This window comes from Mucilaginibacter sp. OK268, assembly GCF_900103125.1.
In the GTDB taxonomy this organism is placed as follows: Bacteria; Bacteroidota; Bacteroidia; order Sphingobacteriales; family Sphingobacteriaceae; genus Mucilaginibacter.
Genome location: NZ_FNJV01000004.1, coordinates 119,355 through 136,755, shown reverse-complemented (window position 1 = coordinate 136,755; position 17,401 = coordinate 119,355). Strand labels below are relative to the sequence as shown.

Here is a 17,401-nt window from a genome sequence, read left to right as displayed (position 1 = left end):
AATTATTTTGACTGATAGCTGCCAAATAGTTGCACCAATTTATCCGGATAGTTGCTGATGATACCATCAACACCCAAATCGGCCAGGGCTTTCATGTCTTTTTCTTCATCTACTGTCCAGGGTAATATCAGCATCTTGTTTTCGTGTGCTTTTTTTACGATATCGGCATTTACAAAAGTGAAATATGGACTATAGATATTTGGTGTAAAACCCAATTTCTTAAGATCCTCGTCCACATCTATTTTCCCAACCAGGTACGAAAGTTTCATCTTAGGATCTGTTTTATGCAAAACCTGCAGCGTTCTTACATCAAACGACTGAATGATCACCCGCTTGTTGATATGCTTACTATTGATCACATCCATCATAATCTTAACAAAAACATCGGGTGCGGGATTATAAATACCATCGCCGGCCGGGGTGCTTTTGGTTTCGATATTGTAATAAACAGGTTTAAGCTTATTCTTTTTTACATAAGCCTCCACGCTGTCTATCAGGTCTGATAATAGCGGCTTGTAGGTTTTTAACCTGGCCTGTTTAGGGAAACGGACATTGGGTTTAGTACCCGCATCAAAACGACGAATGCTATCATATGTCATTTTGTACAGAGCCATGCTTTTTTCTTCGGCTGGGGTTATTTCAGAGCCATCCGGCTTAAGCATAATGGCCGATGACATCCATTGATCGTGCGATACCACAACCTTACCATCGCTGGTTATATTCAGATCGAGCTCCAGGGTTCGTACACCTGTTTTTACACCATTGAGCATAGAAGCTATAGTGTTTTCAGGCATCAGACCCATGCCACCGCGGTGACCTTCTACATCTAACTTTTGCTGGGCAAAAACGGTGCTTAATCCACAAATAATGGTGCTTAGCGTTAGTCCTATTTTTTTCATTTTTGTAAATTTAGTTCCTTTTTAAGAAGAAAAACAGGTACGGATGGCTTTTGTTAAATTATAGTGTAAAGCCCGGTAGATTTTTTCCGCCGCTAAAATAACAGCCAGCACATTGCCTGCAAGTTAAGGATGTATTAAGGTTTTCTGATGTTTCAACAACAGGTAATCACTGAACAAGCCGCTTATTTGCCAAAAAAGTGGGTTTACATGGTTTACACTTTTTATGGTTTACATATTTACAATTAACTGACAATCAAATAATTAAATACAATTTAAAGACAAAACACCCCAAATAGTGTAAACCCACTTTCATGAGCTTCTTAGCACAATTAAATTACTAATATTTTTAGCAATTATAAATTGAATTGCTTATATTTATAAAAAATAAGGAGAGCAATGCAAAATGAAAACACAGGAATTAGCTTTAACAAACAGTGAGAAAAAAATTACCGCCCTGATGGCTTTGGAAAAAATCACAGTAAATGATCTGGATAACTTCGATATGGGCGAACGGCAATATTTAGGAGCGGTTTGTACGCAAATGCTGCAAAACTTAAGGGATAAGGAAAGGGATGATTTTTTGAGTAAGATAGAACCGATTATGCCGGAAAGCAATAAACAGCAGATCTGGGAATATAACCACCAGGCCATCACCGATGCCATTGCAAGGCTGACCGAACAGCATGGCAGTATGCCCACTAAAAACCACCTGGCCCAGGAAACCGGTTTGAGCCGGCAAACCATCAGCAAACATTTAAAAGAATATCAAACCCATCCCGGGCATGCCGAGCAAATAGAGCAGTTTAAAATAATGGCCCCCATGCTTATGGCCAAAGTATTCCAGTCTGCAACTAAGGGCGATATCAGGGCTGCCAGGCTTTACCTGGAAACCGTTGGCGCTACCGGTAAACAGCAAAGCAATACGGTTGTTAAAAGCCAAAACAACCATATCCAGATTAACAATACCATACTGAGCCAGGAAAATCTAAAACGCCTGAGCGCCGAACAGCTCAACCAGATAGAACATATCGTCGCAAAGGCTTTGCCCGAAGGCAAAATGATTGGATAGCCATCCCACTATCCTCTTGTTACTCACACGCCGCAGACCTGCGCATGCTACCGCAAGCGTCCCGCTTGTGGTCTTCATGTGAGTAACTGAAAGTCTTGCACATTTACCACAAGCGGGACGCTTGCGGTAGCGGGGGGACATTCGGACAGTTGGAGAGCGCCGCACCATTATTTCATAGTGAAAGGAATTGTTTATATTTTTTATATTGTGGGCTGTTCTCTATAATAATTTTTATCGCTAAAATATTGAGAGGGATTATTTTTAGCTCTTCATCTATCATAAGAAGCCCTTTTACAATGAAAAATTCAATCAAAGCATTCAAAATACCCTCATAATCACTTGTAAAATCTATTCTAAAGGAGACAGACAAAACCAAATTATTTTCCAATAAAACCTCTATGCAATTCGATTCCTGATTACCATAAAGATTAATCGCTTTGCTCCAAGATGTTTCTTTTGGTAATATTAAAGAGATGTCTTCAAAGAAGACATCTTTAACTTGTTGTGCTTTCCAAAAGGGGGAATCATCAAACTCTTCATTATTTTTAGAAAAAACAAAGTTGGGGGAGTGAAACTGTAAACTTTCCCTTGGGAGAACATGAAATGTATATTGCCAAAGTGCCATATAATTTATTTAATGTTAGCGCTTTTCAAAACCTACCGTCCCCCCCGCTACCGCAAGCGTCCCGCTTGTGGCAAATGAGCAAGGCTTTGACTATGTAATTATTACATTCACCAATCCATTTAAACCCGCATAATCCCGTGCACTGCTGTGTAAATATTCATAGTCATGCTCAACTATTCCTGATATAACTGGGTTATTATGGATATAATCTATCTTTTGTTGTATCACTTCTGCACTCCATAGATCAACTGGCTGATTATGTTGCTGCCAAAATTGATGCTCAGTATTATTACTATTAGCCTGCCCGGCTTTTTTAAATGAATTGAGTAACCATTCATGTCTGCTTTCCTGATTATTGTCTTTTATTAAATTGATCAGTTGTTTGGCGGTAAAAGATTTAAAGTCGCGCAGCAAGTCCTCAGGTTTTTGAATTGTTGATTTAAAAACCAAATGTACGTGGCTCGGCATAATACACCATGCATAAATTTCCATTCCCTTATTTGTAGTACAAAAATTCAGGTTTTTGACTATGCAATTGAAATATTCCAACCGGACAAACACATCACCCCAAAACACGGTAGCGAAACTTACAAAATATAACCCTTCGGCGTTTTTAAATTTATAATTACGACTCATCTGTTAAAAATACCCGCTTTTCTGCAATTTATACCATGCTTGTTTACCACAAGCGGGACGCTTGCGGTAGCGGGGGAGACATTCGGACAGCGGGAACTCTACGGACGGTGGGGGTTATCCTTTCCTCACTTAAGCAACAATTGAGGGTAAGGATAGCGTGGCTTATGAAAACCTATATCGAAAGCAAATTGTTTTCAATATCAATCTTGGCCACGTTGCTGAATCCTGTTGTTTTAACAAATTTCATGTTATGGACGAAGCTTTTTACACAATCAACTGGATTAATAGCTTTTAATACAATATCGCTCATCCTATTGGATGGTATTAATGTAGAGAGCTTTACATTATTAATCCTATGTCCTGTTGCTCCATCTAATTCGTCAACAACCACAGTTATCGAAACATAGTTAACAGGAAAGTAAATAGTTATTTCCTTTGCAATCCTAATGACTGAACTACATATGTGCTCCTGAAGTAATTCATTGTATTTCGAAGTAGACATGTTCTTTCTTGACAGTTTTCCCGTAGATGTCAAGCTTAACTCAAACCCCGGTATAATACTGTACGACATTAACTCCATCTCTACATCGATGTAATTCGGGTTAAGTTTGAATTTTAATTGTTTCGACGCTTCGGTCAAGTCATCAAATGGTGCAAAGTATTCTAATGTCTCTTTGTAGGCATTTTCATCCTTATTTAAAACTCCACGAGCCATTGCTTGCAGTTTATCATAATCAGCAAGCTCGTCTTTAAATGAACGAAGTTTTCTATTAAAATCCGATTCGTCATGATCCTTAGCCTGATGCAATGCCCGATTCAACTTCTCAATCTTTTTGGATGTTAAACCAAATAGTTTATCAAAGAATGACGGTTTGTAATGATCGATTTGACGCTGTGCTTTTTCCTCATTCCCTGTCTCTTTCTCTGGCTTTATTGGTTTCTCCTCATTTAATATATCATTCCAATTAATGGGGTCGCTATGGTCTTTGTGTACAGACTTTAAAACATTAATATATGATTTATAATCAGCTTCTGCCCTTACTGCATTCTGTATATCTTGTGCCTTTTGCTGTAATTTATATCTTTTCGCAGTCTCTCGGTTATGCTTTTGCTGCGTTCTTTCAGCTCTTCTTACAGCTGCGCTATAAGACCGTATTACGCCTTTTAATGTGGTCATTAACTTCTGATTATAGTAAGCTTAAAGGAAACTTTTCTTCTTTTTCAACCACTGATACCTCCTGGCTTGCTTTCATAATAGCTTCAAGCATTAGTATCGTCTCTCTGTATTCCTGCGCTTCTGCTAATTGCGTAAATTCAATTTCAGCATTAGCATGTTCTTTAACGAAGCTTTCGATTTCAGTTAGGCTTACTTTGAAAAACTCTTTCCTTCCATTTACTCTGTTAATTCTTCTGTCATCAAATTCTTTGTGAAGATCTCTCTCTAATTTTGGCGCATCTTCTGAGTAAATTACCGCATGAACATCATACCTGAACGGAACCGAAGCGTCACTAAGTTCTCTTACTCTATCCAATGGTTCCAGTCGTCTAGTCATACCTATTTTATAAATATCTTCCCCGAATGAACCAATGTTGCTTATAATATAAATATGTCCCGCTTTCGTAAGTTGTGCCATGGATAATGCCCTCTGTTTTCGTTCCTCGGCCTCCTTTAATTTTTGTTGTAATTCAGAAAGTTTATTATTCAGCTCATCCAGTTCGTCTTTACTTGCGTAACGTAAGTCTTCTTTCACTCTTTGCAGTGCCTTTTGATATCTTCTCTCGTCTTCCTCCGCTTCCCGTTGAGCACGTTCTATATCTCGCTGGACTTTTTCTTCCTCTCGCATTTGTTCCCTTATGCGCCTTTGTTCTTCTTTTTCATCTTGCTTCTTGTTCTCGTACTCATGAACCAGCGCAAGCTCCTGTTTCTTAAGTTCATAAAACTCATATGAAAGAGTAATGTTATTGATAGTACCAAGCTTATTAATTGCTGCATAGGCTTTTTCTAATCGCTCTATAGATTTAGTCGCATTGTTCCATTTTACTTTGGCAATTAACGCATCACATTCTCCGTTGAATGCGTACAACATATTCTTTTTATTTAGCTTGGTCATTTTGCGCCCATCCGCTTTATTACCATTTACAGTCCATTCAGTAGGGCATATCGCAGCGGTATCATTACTGATCATTGCTTTTTGTTTCAAATAGTTCTGTTCGATCTTCTGTCTAAATTCTTCTGACGTTACGTAGTCAAACTGCGGCTTGTATAAGCCAAAGTCCATGACCTCAATCTCATCGTTATAGATTGAAAGCTGGTGTTTCAAAGTTTTATATATTTCCAGCCCTTCCACATATTTATTATTCAGTTCACTCAACGAACCCTCCGTATTACTTAACTCTTTCATCCTGGCCTCAACTAGTTCTTCTATATTCAATACAGGTTCATACTTGCTTTTGAAGCCCGCAATCAATTCATTCTGATTGTTAATGGTATTTTGAGCTTGTTCTGTAAAAGTTTCGGTTTCCTTGATGTGTTCTTCTTTCTCTAATAGTCGGCTATTGAGATCAGCAAGCAGCCCTTCCAAATTAGCTATTAGACCATTTTTATTTCTGTGATTAACGATTAGGAGTATCGTCAATATTACAATTATTGCAGAGAGTGCATAAATGAGTGTCATCTGTGTTGGTTTAGAAATGAAAGTTAATAAATGAAATCATAACATTCAAATCGTTAAAGTAAACACCCCCAACTGTCCGAAGAGTTCAGCACTGTCCGAATGTCGCCCCCTCTCGCTGCCGCACACGTACGCCAGCAGAGGGATTAGCACGTCACCACGATCTCGACTGGATTGGCAATATTCAACTTCCAAACACAATTTAATGTACTTACAGCAACGATTTGACCCTCCTCTACCGTAACCTTATCAAATGGATTAGAACAAGTAAAAAAAGCGATCCAAATTACACGCTCTGTTTGCATGTCCAAAACGGCTATAAATCCATCGCCACCAAGACTCGACTCTCCACATATAACTTTTATGCCATTTAATATATCAACACATTTATCTAAAACTCCACAATGCCCCGTCCATAATTTCCCTTCTGCTTCAAGGTCATCTATAGAAGTAAAAAACGAAGGCTTGATCGAATATTCATAGGGTCTTTGCCACAACACTTCCACTTCAAGAAGTTGTATTCGTTTATCAGGAAAGATAATCCCATCTACGATAGGACATTCCAAATGTTCTATAAATTTTTTTATATCTTCCATTCAATTACTTCTGACTCTGCTCTATTACTTTAATTGCTGTCTACTACTGCTGGTTAGGCTTTAGTCCCCTCGTGGAACAATCCCCGCTGCCCAAAGAATTCAATGATGTCAGAATGTCTCTGATTTCGGATTGCTATGCTCAAGTAGCAGAAAGGTATAAAAAAAGCCTGATATCTCTATCCCGCTTTCGTTGGCGACACGCATGCGCCAGCAAAGGTTAACACCAATATGTGCAATGCCTAAAATAAATTGTACCTTGCAACTTTATTCAAAACAATATTATGGCATCAGGAACAGTAAAATTTTTTAATGAATCAAAAGGCTTCGGCTTTATTACGCCCAGCAATGGTGGCAAAGACTTGTTTGTACACGTTAGCGGTTTAAGCGGCGAGATCCGCGAAGGTGACGAGGTTACTTTCGATGTGGAAGAAGGCAAAAAAGGCCCCGGTGCAGTTAATGTTAAATTAGTTTAAGCATATTGGGAAGATCGACAGAAACATTCGGTAAAAAGGAAAAAGAGAAGGCCCGCCTTAAGAAGGCTAAAGACAAAAAAGAAAGGGCTGAGGAGAGGAAGGCAAATGCCGGTACGGGTAAGAGCCTGGAAGATATGATGGCTTATATTGATGAGCATGGAAATATCACGTCTACACCGCCCGACCCTTCACGGAAACTAAAGGTCAATTCGGAAGATATTCAAATCGGCATTGCTAAACGGCAAGACCTGCCACATGACACTGTACGGAACGGCGTAGTTAGTTTTTTTAATGAAGCAAAAGGCTATGGCTTTATCCGCGACCTGCAAACTGAGGAAAGTATTTTTGTGCATATCAACGCCCTCACAGGACCAATAAAAGAAAATAACCTGGTTACCTTTGAAACCGAGCAAGGGCAAAAGGGACTATCCGCAATCAACGTAAAAATAAAATAAATACCCTCATTACCACAAGCCTACCCGCTTGGGGTAGTGGGGTATTTAATCAAAATAGTGTTGCCAGGTTTTTGACTCCCAAAAGCGTTTATCATTAAGGTTAAATGGGTAAACTCCATTATTTTTAACCACAAATCTTCTAAAACAACCTTCTCTGATATAATAAGAAGCATCTTTTAAATTATTGGTATTTGTGAAAGTCGGACCACACATTTTTAAATCAATACAGGTATCTCTTCTCATTCCCAAATAGCACGTCGAATTATAAAACCATTTCGTATCTTTTTGGGGTATAATTTGTTTATAGGTTGGATTTTTTGCGATGACCAGTATACCCATCTTTCTAAAATCAGAGCTGTATACTATGGTATCAATAATTATAGTGGTAGTGGAGTCAGAGAAAGAAGAATCATTGAAGAAATCCTTTCGACTTTTTAATTGAACCATAAATGCCTGTGCCAAGCTTCTTTTATCTTCCTGATAAACTTGTTGACTGGGAACTGTATGATTTATAAAAGCCTTAGGTGTATCCGTATTCCATTCAAATGACAACCATCCGTAAATCCACCCAAAGTAAACTACACCACAGAGAAATGCGACTAAAATTAGACTAAATATTTTTTTTGACATATTACTCTATTGCTTTTCCCCTGCTGTCCGAAGAGTTCAGCGCTATCCGAATGTCTCGGACTTCGGATTACTATGCTAAAGGAACAGAAAGGTATAAAAAAAGCCCGATATTTCTATCCGGCTTAAAGTGCGAGTTACAGGGATACTGTTGTCTTTTTATCTATATCTCTCCACAAGGTATTAGTGGGCATACATGACGTATTGGAGAACACGGATCATCCGGACAGCATCTAAAACATAAAGGAGGAACAGATATGCCACCAGTAATATTTTTCATTTGCTCTCTTGTAAGCGCTTTTCCTTCCTGAAAGGCTGAAGCTTTTTCAAATAATTTTTTCATCTCTTTAGCTCGTTTTACAATTTGTTAATTATTAGTTTAAATTTAGCTAAACAGATATTATATTTCAAAATATTTAATATTATTATCAATTTTCGCATACTTTTACAAGCGTATGCGGGAGGGATACATATCTATAAGTTGCCGCGATTAGTAGCTCCTATAAAATCGGCGGATGAGTAAAAAACTCGGGTATTATGGTATAATTACTCTTGTCAGAATTATTGATAACTGATTTGCTGGCTTTCTCGGTATTGTCAATCTTAAAAAAATCGTCTTTGAATTCAGGCTTTGGAAGAATCAATGTTCTACCATCAATAAGCGTTACCCTCATTTCACTTTCGTTTTTAAATTCAAAAACTTGTATAATACTACTATAACGCTTGATTGCTTTTTGAGGAATTAATATGCAATAAATGGTGGAAAGTATAGTTATCGGTATAAATAAGGTCCAAAAATCAATATTAGTACCTCTCTGAAACGCAAAGCAGAATATAATATTGACTAATACAAATATAGGGGGGCCGAAATAAATGGTTTTATAAAACGATCTTAAATCATCCCTCAATTTTTTAGACCATAATTCAGTCAATACAAATTGTTCATTTTTATTCGTTGCCATTTTGGTAGGCCTTCAACATCATTTTTTAATCCGATTATACCAGTCACTGGTACACGCGTGTTGGGCGTGTTCAGTTTAGTCCAACTTTAATCCCTGAACTACCTTTTTCACCAGGAAACGCTTTCTAAGCCATTCACGAATGGGCTCATCGTAAAACCTTAGGCTCAGCCATGCTATAACTATAGCGATAATGACCAATCCCAAACCTACCAAAAGGCCCTGTGCCATGGGTACTTTATTATTGCTTACCCATGCAATATGCCAATACATTAGCGGATAATGGGTGATATAAAGCGGGTAGGATATAGCCCCGAGAAACTTACAAACCTTGATGGAACTTTTGCTGATCAGCTTCCCGCCCGCGCCAATAGCTACAATCAGCGGGAAAATAATAATGATCACAAATGATTCATATATCCCGTTCATCCACAAATGTGTGGGGCCCCCAATCCTGGGGACGGATAAAAAGAGAATAATCAATAAACTACAAACGGCAAACGCTCCTTTAATATGGATCAGTTTGCCCATACGCATCAACAATACTCCCGCGAAAAACGGATAAAGCAAACGTATAAAGCCAATACTAACCTGCGTTTTATCAATGCTCCAGCCGCCAATAACATCGCCTTGCGGTCCCCATACTAAAAAACTAACGAGCCAACCGGCCGATAATATCACAAATATGGTGAGTACCGTTTTAGAGAAACGGCGAATGAACACCGCATAAAGAATATTGGCAATATATTCGTACAAAAGCGACCATGCGGCGCCGTTCAATGGGTGCGTTTCCTGCCAGCCACGGATATCCATGGAGGGAAGCAGCGGGATCATAGTAAAGCCTAGCACCGTAACCAGCAGCAGCTTCCAAACAGGCGTTGCGGCAACAAGTGGCATTGCCGACCCGGCCTGAAAGTAAAAAAGCAATGCGCCAATGATGGTACCTACAATTACCAGGGGCTGTAAACGGATAAGGCGGCGTTTGTAAAAATCCCACTGGGTCATTTTGTCCCAGCGGTCATCATAGGCATAAGCCACCACAAAGCCCGACAATAAGAAAAAGAAATCGACCGCCAAATAGCCGTGATTAATGATCTGGTGAAAACGATCGCCGGAGTATGTTTCAAATACATGAAATATAACTACCAGGATGGAAGCTACGCCACGTAATCCGTCGAGGATTTCATAATGGCTTTTTGATTTGAGATAAACTGGGCTTTGGGTCATTGCCCGGGTAAAATAAGTAAAAATTGAACAGCTTGTATTTGGAAGGTTAATTTTTGTTTGATGGGAGATTTAGGCGAACGATTCTCTCTGATTCTTTCGGATTCCCGAAAGGCAAAGCAATCTGTGCTTATGCTTTCTTTACAAATTCAGATTTAAGGGCCATTGCACCAAATCCATCGATTTTGCAGTCAATGTTATGGTCGCTATCAACCAGGCGAATGTTTTTAACTTTAGTTCCGGCCTTTATGCTTTGTGACGAACCTTTTACCGGGAGGTTTTTTATAATTACTACCGCATCGCCATTTTGTAAAATATTGCCGTTGGAATCTTTTACAATAAATTGATCGTTCCCGGTAGTGTTATCTTCTTCGGGTCCCCACTCGTGACCACATTCGGGACACACCAGCAGACCGTTCATTTCATACGTGAAGGTGGATTTGCACAATGGGCAAGGAGTTAGCTCTATCATATCTAAGTTTTGACAAAGGTAAAATTATTACCCGCTTTATGCAATATCGCATATAAGGGTGCTTATCGCGACCAGGCATAAAAAAAGCCTCACATTTCTGTGAGGCTTTTGGTGGTCCCAACTGTAAATATATCGAACCATTTCCCGCTTGATTCGCGTTTAATAGTAAATTTAGCCCGAAAAGCTTTTGGGTTCAAATCATAAATGTGGCAGGTTTCTAATACTACCTTTCATAATTGGTAGAAAGCTTACCTATACTATTTCTGCAACTCCAACAAACGCGATTTAATTTCATTTGACGTGGGATTCAACTCGTTGGCTTTTTTGTATGAAGTGATAGCTTTTTGCTTTTCTCCTTTCATAGCATAAGCTGCGCCCAAAGCGGCAAAGGCTCTTGAAGAAGACGGGTAATTAATTGTATTCATTTCCAGTAGCTTAATACCATTATTTAGGGTTGCCGGATTTTTCACTAACCATTGTGCCCAGTTGTTGAAATATGCTTCGTCAGGCAAAATCGGATACCCAAACCTTTGCGATAATCCTTTATAGTGTTTCATAATGATCTCCGTATTGACCTCTTTATCACTTACCGGAGGAAGATCCCAATGGTGATAGATAAATCGAAGTCCATCATAGTATGATTTAATAGGAACAGTCATATGACTCTCAATCGGATAGGGTATATATTCGAAATCTAATCCTTTGATGTTTCGCTTTTTGAGCAAGGAATCAAACTTTAAGACATCGGTATGAAACGGTGATCCAGGTGAAGAAGAATCTTCATTACCATCGCTAAAAAAAAGCGTTTTAGACAAAGTTGATCCTGCTTTCAATTTTTTCTCCGCGAGCTTCAGAAGGTATTTCTGATCCCACCAGAAGGATGGGCTCACGGCAATGTATGCGTCGAACATATCCGGATAATTAATCAGGCAATTGATGGTTGTCAGCGCTCCGAATGAGTGTCCTGCAAAAATGCGGTAAGGTTGAGTTTTGTAATTTGAAATGACATAGGGCATGAGTTCTTTCTGAATGAATTGAAAAAAATGCTCGTTTCCTCCGCTGTTCTTATACGGGGAATTAGCAGTGGTATCCGGTTTTCCAGAATAATCAGCATTGCTGTGAGATGGAGTAAGGTCACGGTTACGGTCCGTATTTGTTATTCCTACAACGATCAGTGGCGGAATAACATACACATCTTGTCGGCTGAGGTATTTAGAATATTCTACCATTTGGGTGAAATGATTGTCGGCATCCAGAACATATATCACCGGATATTTTTTCTCGGGATTGGCAGAATCTTTCGGTGTGTAGATCAGTATCCTTCGATCTTCGTTAAGAATGTCGGAATGTATCGTTACAACTTCTCCCTGATCAGACTTAATTGGTTCTGCCTTTTGAGCATTTGCTTTAAATGAAAAAAAAAGCGGTAGAATAAAAAACACGAATGTGAAATTCTTTTTTAGGAAACCGGATTTCATATGATCTGGAATGGTGAACTAACTCCAATAATAAGGTTTTTCTTGGTCACTTAATTTAAAATCCTTGAAGAATTTACTTTCAGCAACAAGTTTTTGCATAATTCATAACATTGATTAAAAGCTACTTGTGCCATGCATATTATGAAAAGGTTTTAAAACAGAAAAGCCTCACATTTCTGCGAGGCTTTCGTGGGAGTTACTGGGTTCGAACCTTGTAATATTATGAGCTGATTTACAATCAGTTGTCTAATGTTCAATTTAACTGGTACTCACTTTGGTACTCTACCTGAATGACATTACAAATATAAGAATTTTGGTAAAGTTTTATATAGCTTTTTAGAAAATGGATGGCTCCTTGTATTTTCAGAAAAACATCTCACTTATAGTTTTTTACAATCAGATATGTTGAATGGTAGCCTTGATAAACATCTCTGTTTTAAAGATTTTGAGAGAACGCTTGTTATTCAAAAACACAAAAGCTATAAAGAGTAACAAATATTCTGGGCCTTTGCAAAGCTTTTTAAAGCCATCCGCTTTCAGGTTGCAGGGTGGCATATCATAGCCTTTCCATTGAAACTTACCATTATTATTTTTCCTGTTTGCCTCAGTCTGGATTGCTTCACATCCCAATGTTCGCGATTCGCCCATTCTCAACCCTGAACAAATCGTAGAAAGCTGTTGGTTAAGCCTTGCAGAACTTCCACATTAAATGAGTTATCAAGGCAAATCCTTACCTCCTTTATAATTAAAAATTATTATCTTAGGTTATAAATTCTTATCACATTTATGCCCAATATTGAATATCTGTTAGCTCTCAGAGAGAAGTACGGAACCAAAAACAATGTTTCAAAATCACAACTAAAACTACTCACTGAAAACCATAATCGACCATTAGATAGCATCCAAAGAACGTTTAGCTACTCAGGCTTAAATAGTAGGATGGTTAATTATTTTGAAAATCAACAATCAGCCAGGCTGGTCATGCTTTTCATAGATATAACCGGCTTTTCGACTAAATGTAAAGAATTTACGAACAGCGAATTAGCTAAATATCTCAATGCCTATTATGATCTGATCATACCCGCAATCTATGCGTTGGGTGGCGAGATCGAAAAAATAATGGGCGATGGAATCATTGCGATCTTCGGCGAACCTTTCTTGCAGGATAACATTGATACTTTGTTCGAAAAAGCAGACCAATGTGCGAAAAATGTAGTGATGCTCACCAAAGGCACTAATAAGCAGGTGAAAGTAGCTATACATGAGGGGAACATTATGTATTACAAAAATAAAAGCATCAATTATCCTGAGTATACGATCATTGGTAGACCACTCACAGAGCTATACCGTTTGGAGTCTGTTGCCAAGGATAAATCAATTAGTTTTTACCGGGTTTCTCAATACGACAACAAAAGCTATACCCAGTCGAACGCCTATTGTCTCAGTGGCTACTCTAGGACACAATGCGAATATTTCACAAAATCAGGCGACATCGAGGTATCATTACCAGGTGTAGACTGGCACTATATCAAACACCTAACCTGTACCACATGAGCACCACACAGCACAATCAACGTTATTGGGAAATTCTACAAACAAATATCGAATGGCTACGCTTCTCGGAAACTAAAGCTACTTTGGTTTTGACCGTTTACGGTGTATTGTTTACTTTAATCTATACAAATTCCACGGCAGTATTCACGTCCGTTAGTGCCTCGGGCTGGTTATTATTTATGGTATTTGTTTATGTAGGATTCGCCTTAACGTCAATCGGATTTGCATTCCTTTGTATAAATCCAATATTGCAAAACAAGAATCCAAATTCAATTATCTATTTCGGGCACATCTCAAAAAAATTTAAGAACAAAAGGGAATACATGGACTTCGCTAAAACTATTCTCGATGACGAAGAGAAGTACGCCGACCAAATTACAGAGCAGATTTATGTTATTTCTAAAGTTGCCTGGAATAAATATGTAAAAGTGACGTGGGCGCTACGCTTCTTTATCGGCGGCCTTGCCTGGTTATTACTTATCCTGATTGTTTATTTAATACAAACACTCCATAAATAATACGATGGCAAATCTCGACGCAATTAAGGCATGGAACAATAGCTATTCTAAGACAAGCCCTATAACAGAAAAATGGAATGTTGATAATAACTTGAACGAAGCCTTCGACCCAGATCGCATAAAAAAGGGGTTTGATCTCGATATAGCAAATTTAGGGCCCTGGTACGCCGGCTATTTCGAGATGGGGCTACCCGCGAACGTTGCCTTGCTTTTTATTGATGTCTGCGGCTTCTCTACCCGGTTTCAAGACCTCGATGGGGAGGAAATTGCTGAATATTTCGATAAATATTACAATGAAATTATACCTATAGTTTATGAATTTGGTGGCGAGATCGATAAAATTATTGGTGATGGGATTATTGCGGTTTTTGGCCCTCCGTTTACAACAGCGAGTCATCGTCATCACATAAAACAAGCCAGCCATTGCGCAAAGAGAATAGTACGCAAGACCAAAGGCACAGACTTTTCCAGTAAAGTAGCATTTCATGCTGGTACCATTAATTATTACCAAAATAAAACCGGCCTGTATAATGAATTTACAATGATTGGGAAACCGATAACAGAGTTATTCCGTCTGGAGAGTATAGCAGAGGACGAATGCGTCAATTATTACGATGACACGGACATCAGAGACTATTACCTTTCTATCATGCAGGAGCCGGCACCAGCTGATGCGCCTAAGAGCTTAGCTGCCTGGTCCCATTATAGCAAACCGGTTACTGGTGTAAAAGGAGTCGACTATAAAAAATTTTTCAGAATAGAATACAACTACAAATAATCAATAATGGCTCTGAAGGATATAATTAGCGAGATCGAACAGGATGTAGCGGACGTAGCTTCCACCAGTTTCGACTATGCAAATACTAACATCGTTCCCTCTACTAACGATAACGGTCTCAGTTTTGAGCGCGGGAAGGCTAAGAATGGGAAAATTTTGAACACCTGTGTCTTATATGTAGATATTCGTAATTCCGTTTCTCTTACACAAACCCATTCTTCTAAAACGATGGGCCAAATTTACACAGCATTTACAAAGGCCGTGGTAAAGGCAGGGCGTCATCATGGTGGCCATACACGCAATATCATTGGAGATCGGGTCATGTTGGTATTCCCATCTGATAACTGTTGCTCAAAGGCCGTTTCCTGTGCAATCACGATCAATCATATTTCGCGCCAAGTAATTAGTAAGAGATTTCCTAACGTCGATTTTAAAGTAGGTATAGGCATTGATTATGGTGAGCTAAAAATCATTAAAGTCGGCATTCAACGTAACGGGAATGAATCGCCGGAGAATAAAGGTCTTGTCTGGACAGGTTACCCGGCTAACATTGCGTCAAGGCTCACAGATATGGGCAATAAGAAAGTTGATGAGACCTATTATTTGGTACATTATTATTCTTTGAACCTAACCCAATTACTCGGCAAGTATAATTTGCCAGGTCAGTCCTTTTATGCTAACACTCCCACAAAAATGGAGCTATCCGAGGCCGGGTTTGCAGACTGTATAAGAATGCACAATAATGGCAACATTTACTTTCTCTGGGGTAAACTAAAATCCTTTGAAAAACTAAGCAGAAGCAATACTTTTCCCGCAATTTTGATAACTGAAAAGGTTTTAAGAGGGCTACGATCTGAAGCAGTGAATGCCCAACTTTATAAACCCAGCCTTTGGTTAGAGCAAAATCATCCCATAAAAAATGTTACCGGTAAAGTTTATGGCTCAAACGCAACATGGACTTTATAAATCCTGAATTAATACATGTCGATGATTTGCTGTAAGGTGGCAATAGCTTTTTCGGCTAAACAAAAAAGTCTGTAAATCGACGATTTACAGACTTTTAGGCAATTTTGACAATGCTTTTAGCGGAATTTGGACGGGACTCGAACCATTCTTGCATTCATTTAAATATCAATTATTTATAACTTCAAAAATCAAGGAGCCATCTTAAAGGTCACCGTAAAACTTGAGTAGTTTTTAGTTGTTTTAAAGAACTTATTGATGTAAATATAGCAATTTTGACTTTAAAAATCAAATCACCGACGAGGGTACTTTATCATAACTGACGATCACACTTCAATATTTATAAGAAATCAAATTCTAAACATGGGTGCTAGTTTATTAGTTGTTTTCAATTACTTGGTTTATGAAATCTCTATGTTTTGATTTAGTAATAGATACACTAATCAACTCAATAATAACAATATTAAGGCAAGCACTAATATGCTAGTCCCCCAAAAAAAGCCTAAACAAATAAGGAAAATAAAAAAAATAAAATTATAAATAAGATTTATGTGATAGGATGGTACCATCGTTCTGACATTTTCTGAATCAATAATATCTACTGTTTCTTTATCTGCCATCCCGACTTGGTTATAATTTAATCCCCAACCTTGGTTTGCAAAATAAATTGTATTCCTCTGTAAATCTATAAGATCGTAACCATACTCTTTCAGTTTTGTTAATATGTTTTATTTTACCTTAATGCACTCTATATCAGCTTGTTTAGAAAGCTAATAGGTTAGTTTCATAATTTAGTTAATTTCCGAAAAGGGGAGACGCTCTCACTTTCATTTGGGGGAGTATGAGTCTAAAAGTGGGGATCCGATCAGGCTCCCTAGTCCAATATGTAATCGACTATAACTTGGAGCTAAATAATCGAAGTAGCTCTCCTGATTATAAGCTGGCTCAATGTTACCAAGAGAGACATTACCGTGCATAAATTGTATCAACAGGTTCCCTAACCTTATTTAATTGAACTACAATTTTTTTCAGCAAGGAGTGCTTTAGAATTCCATTGGTAAGTTTTAATTTTCGAAACTTGTTTAGAGAATCTAATTTAAGTATATAGATATACCTTATCGCTGAATCCGGAGCCTTAAGTAGATTACTGTCCAACACCATATAAGTATCATAATGTTGGGGTGGAATCAAGTATCCCATATATGATGTGTCATTATACAACGTACTATCCGTCATAATTTCATTTTTAAGTAACGCGCAAGCTATAATGCCTGAAGTATTGTTTTTTATAGTAGCAATCTTATTGTTGCTATCACAGGAAATAATAAATAGTAGAATTCCTAGGGCACTGATCTTGATTCTTTTTTTCATAATTTGAATTTTATTTAAACAATGAGTAACAC

The 17,401-nt window shown here is 38.2% G+C and carries 19 protein-coding genes; 7 read left to right on the top strand and 12 right to left on the bottom strand.

Annotated features, from left to right (window positions below):
- Nucleotides 1-2 precede the first annotated feature (2 nt).
- Nucleotides 3-899 carry a glycerophosphodiester phosphodiesterase family protein gene (locus BLR84_RS15300; RefSeq protein WP_090469724.1) on the bottom strand — a complete coding sequence of 299 codons (897 nt, stop codon included), beginning with the start codon at nt 897-899 and terminating at the stop codon, nt 3-5.
- A 403-nt stretch (nt 900-1,302) separates the two neighbouring features.
- Between BLR84_RS15300 and BLR84_RS15295 the strand changes: the two genes are divergently transcribed.
- On the top strand, nt 1,303-1,968 hold the full coding sequence (locus BLR84_RS15295; RefSeq protein WP_090469721.1) for a hypothetical protein: 666 nt from the start codon (nt 1,303-1,305) through the stop codon (nt 1,966-1,968).
- A gap of 172 nt (nt 1,969-2,140) precedes the next feature.
- Here the strand turns inward: BLR84_RS15295 and BLR84_RS15290 are convergent, their stop codons facing one another.
- From BLR84_RS15290 to BLR84_RS15270, 5 genes are all read right to left on the bottom strand, one after another.
- Complete coding sequence (locus tag BLR84_RS15290) at nt 2,141-2,593, bottom strand: hypothetical protein (protein ID WP_090469718.1); 453 nt, start codon at nt 2,591-2,593, stop codon at nt 2,141-2,143.
- 90 nt (nt 2,594-2,683) lie between these two features.
- Nucleotides 2,684-3,229, bottom strand: a complete 546-nt coding sequence (locus BLR84_RS15285; protein WP_090469715.1) for an REP-associated tyrosine transposase — start codon at nt 3,227-3,229, stop codon at nt 2,684-2,686.
- Between the two features lie 172 nt (nt 3,230-3,401).
- Nucleotides 3,402-4,406, bottom strand: coding sequence for a hypothetical protein (locus BLR84_RS15280; protein WP_090469712.1), 1,005 nt, complete (start codon nt 4,404-4,406; stop codon nt 3,402-3,404).
- A gap of 10 nt (nt 4,407-4,416) precedes the next feature.
- The gene (locus tag BLR84_RS15275; protein ID WP_090469711.1) at nt 4,417-5,904 is read right to left on the bottom strand and encodes an SNIPE associated domain-containing protein; all 1,488 of its coding nucleotides are present in this window, start codon (nt 5,902-5,904) and stop codon (nt 4,417-4,419) included.
- A gap of 143 nt (nt 5,905-6,047) precedes the next feature.
- Nucleotides 6,048-6,497 (bottom strand): hypothetical protein, encoded by a 450-nt coding sequence (locus BLR84_RS15270; protein ID WP_090469708.1) that lies wholly within the window; start codon nt 6,495-6,497, stop codon nt 6,048-6,050.
- A gap of 281 nt (nt 6,498-6,778) precedes the next feature.
- Here BLR84_RS15270 and BLR84_RS15265 point away from each other — a divergent pair, with 281 nt between their 5' ends.
- Nucleotides 6,779-6,970, top strand: a complete 192-nt coding sequence (locus tag BLR84_RS15265) for a cold-shock protein (protein ID WP_090469705.1) — start codon at nt 6,779-6,781, stop codon at nt 6,968-6,970.
- Between the two features lie 5 nt (nt 6,971-6,975).
- Nucleotides 6,976-7,425, top strand: a complete 450-nt coding sequence (locus tag BLR84_RS15260; protein ID WP_090469702.1) for a cold-shock protein — start codon at nt 6,976-6,978, stop codon at nt 7,423-7,425.
- A gap of 45 nt (nt 7,426-7,470) precedes the next feature.
- Here the strand turns inward: BLR84_RS15260 and BLR84_RS15255 are convergent, their stop codons facing one another.
- From BLR84_RS15255 to BLR84_RS15235, 5 genes are all read right to left on the bottom strand, one after another.
- Nucleotides 7,471-8,055, bottom strand: coding sequence for a hypothetical protein (locus BLR84_RS15255; protein ID WP_090469699.1), 585 nt, complete (start codon nt 8,053-8,055; stop codon nt 7,471-7,473).
- Between the two features lie 497 nt (nt 8,056-8,552).
- Nucleotides 8,553-9,014: a hypothetical protein gene (locus BLR84_RS15250; RefSeq protein WP_090469696.1), complete on the bottom strand. Its 462-nt coding sequence runs from the start codon at nt 9,012-9,014 to the stop codon at nt 8,553-8,555.
- Between the two features lie 75 nt (nt 9,015-9,089).
- Entirely contained in the window at nt 9,090-10,238 is a 1,149-nt protein-coding gene (locus tag BLR84_RS15245) for an acyltransferase family protein (protein WP_090469693.1), read from the bottom strand.
- A gap of 127 nt (nt 10,239-10,365) precedes the next feature.
- The gene (locus tag BLR84_RS15240; protein WP_090469690.1) at nt 10,366-10,707 is read right to left on the bottom strand and encodes a zinc ribbon domain-containing protein YjdM; all 342 of its coding nucleotides are present in this window, start codon (nt 10,705-10,707) and stop codon (nt 10,366-10,368) included.
- Nucleotides 10,708-10,964: 257 nt separating this feature from the next.
- Nucleotides 10,965-12,185: an alpha/beta hydrolase gene (locus BLR84_RS15235; RefSeq protein WP_090469687.1), complete on the bottom strand. Its 1,221-nt coding sequence runs from the start codon at nt 12,183-12,185 to the stop codon at nt 10,965-10,967.
- A 786-nt stretch (nt 12,186-12,971) separates the two neighbouring features.
- On the opposite strand from BLR84_RS15235, the gene BLR84_RS15225 reads away from it, so the two are divergent.
- The 4 genes from BLR84_RS15225 to BLR84_RS15210 are packed head-to-tail and all read left to right on the top strand — an operon-like array spanning nt 12,972 to nt 16,001.
- Nucleotides 12,972-13,739, top strand: coding sequence for an adenylate/guanylate cyclase domain-containing protein (locus BLR84_RS15225; protein WP_090469683.1), 768 nt, complete (start codon nt 12,972-12,974; stop codon nt 13,737-13,739).
- Nucleotides 13,736-14,257, top strand: coding sequence for a Pycsar system effector family protein (locus BLR84_RS15220; RefSeq protein WP_090469680.1), 522 nt, complete (start codon nt 13,736-13,738; stop codon nt 14,255-14,257). The genes BLR84_RS15225 and BLR84_RS15220 overlap by 4 nt, the downstream gene beginning before the upstream one ends.
- Nucleotides 14,258-14,261: 4 nt before the next feature.
- Nucleotides 14,262-15,035: a nucleotidyl cyclase domain-containing protein gene (locus BLR84_RS15215; RefSeq protein WP_090469677.1), complete on the top strand. Its 774-nt coding sequence runs from the start codon at nt 14,262-14,264 to the stop codon at nt 15,033-15,035.
- Between the two features lie 6 nt (nt 15,036-15,041).
- Nucleotides 15,042-16,001 (top strand): adenylate/guanylate cyclase domain-containing protein, encoded by a 960-nt coding sequence (locus BLR84_RS15210; protein ID WP_090469674.1) that lies wholly within the window; start codon nt 15,042-15,044, stop codon nt 15,999-16,001.
- Nucleotides 16,002-16,964: 963 nt separating this feature from the next.
- On the opposite strand, the gene BLR84_RS15205 is transcribed toward BLR84_RS15210, so the two are convergent.
- Entirely contained in the window at nt 16,965-17,369 is a 405-nt protein-coding gene (locus BLR84_RS15205) for a hypothetical protein (protein WP_143013919.1), read from the bottom strand.
- Nucleotides 17,370-17,401: the final 32 nt, after the last annotated feature.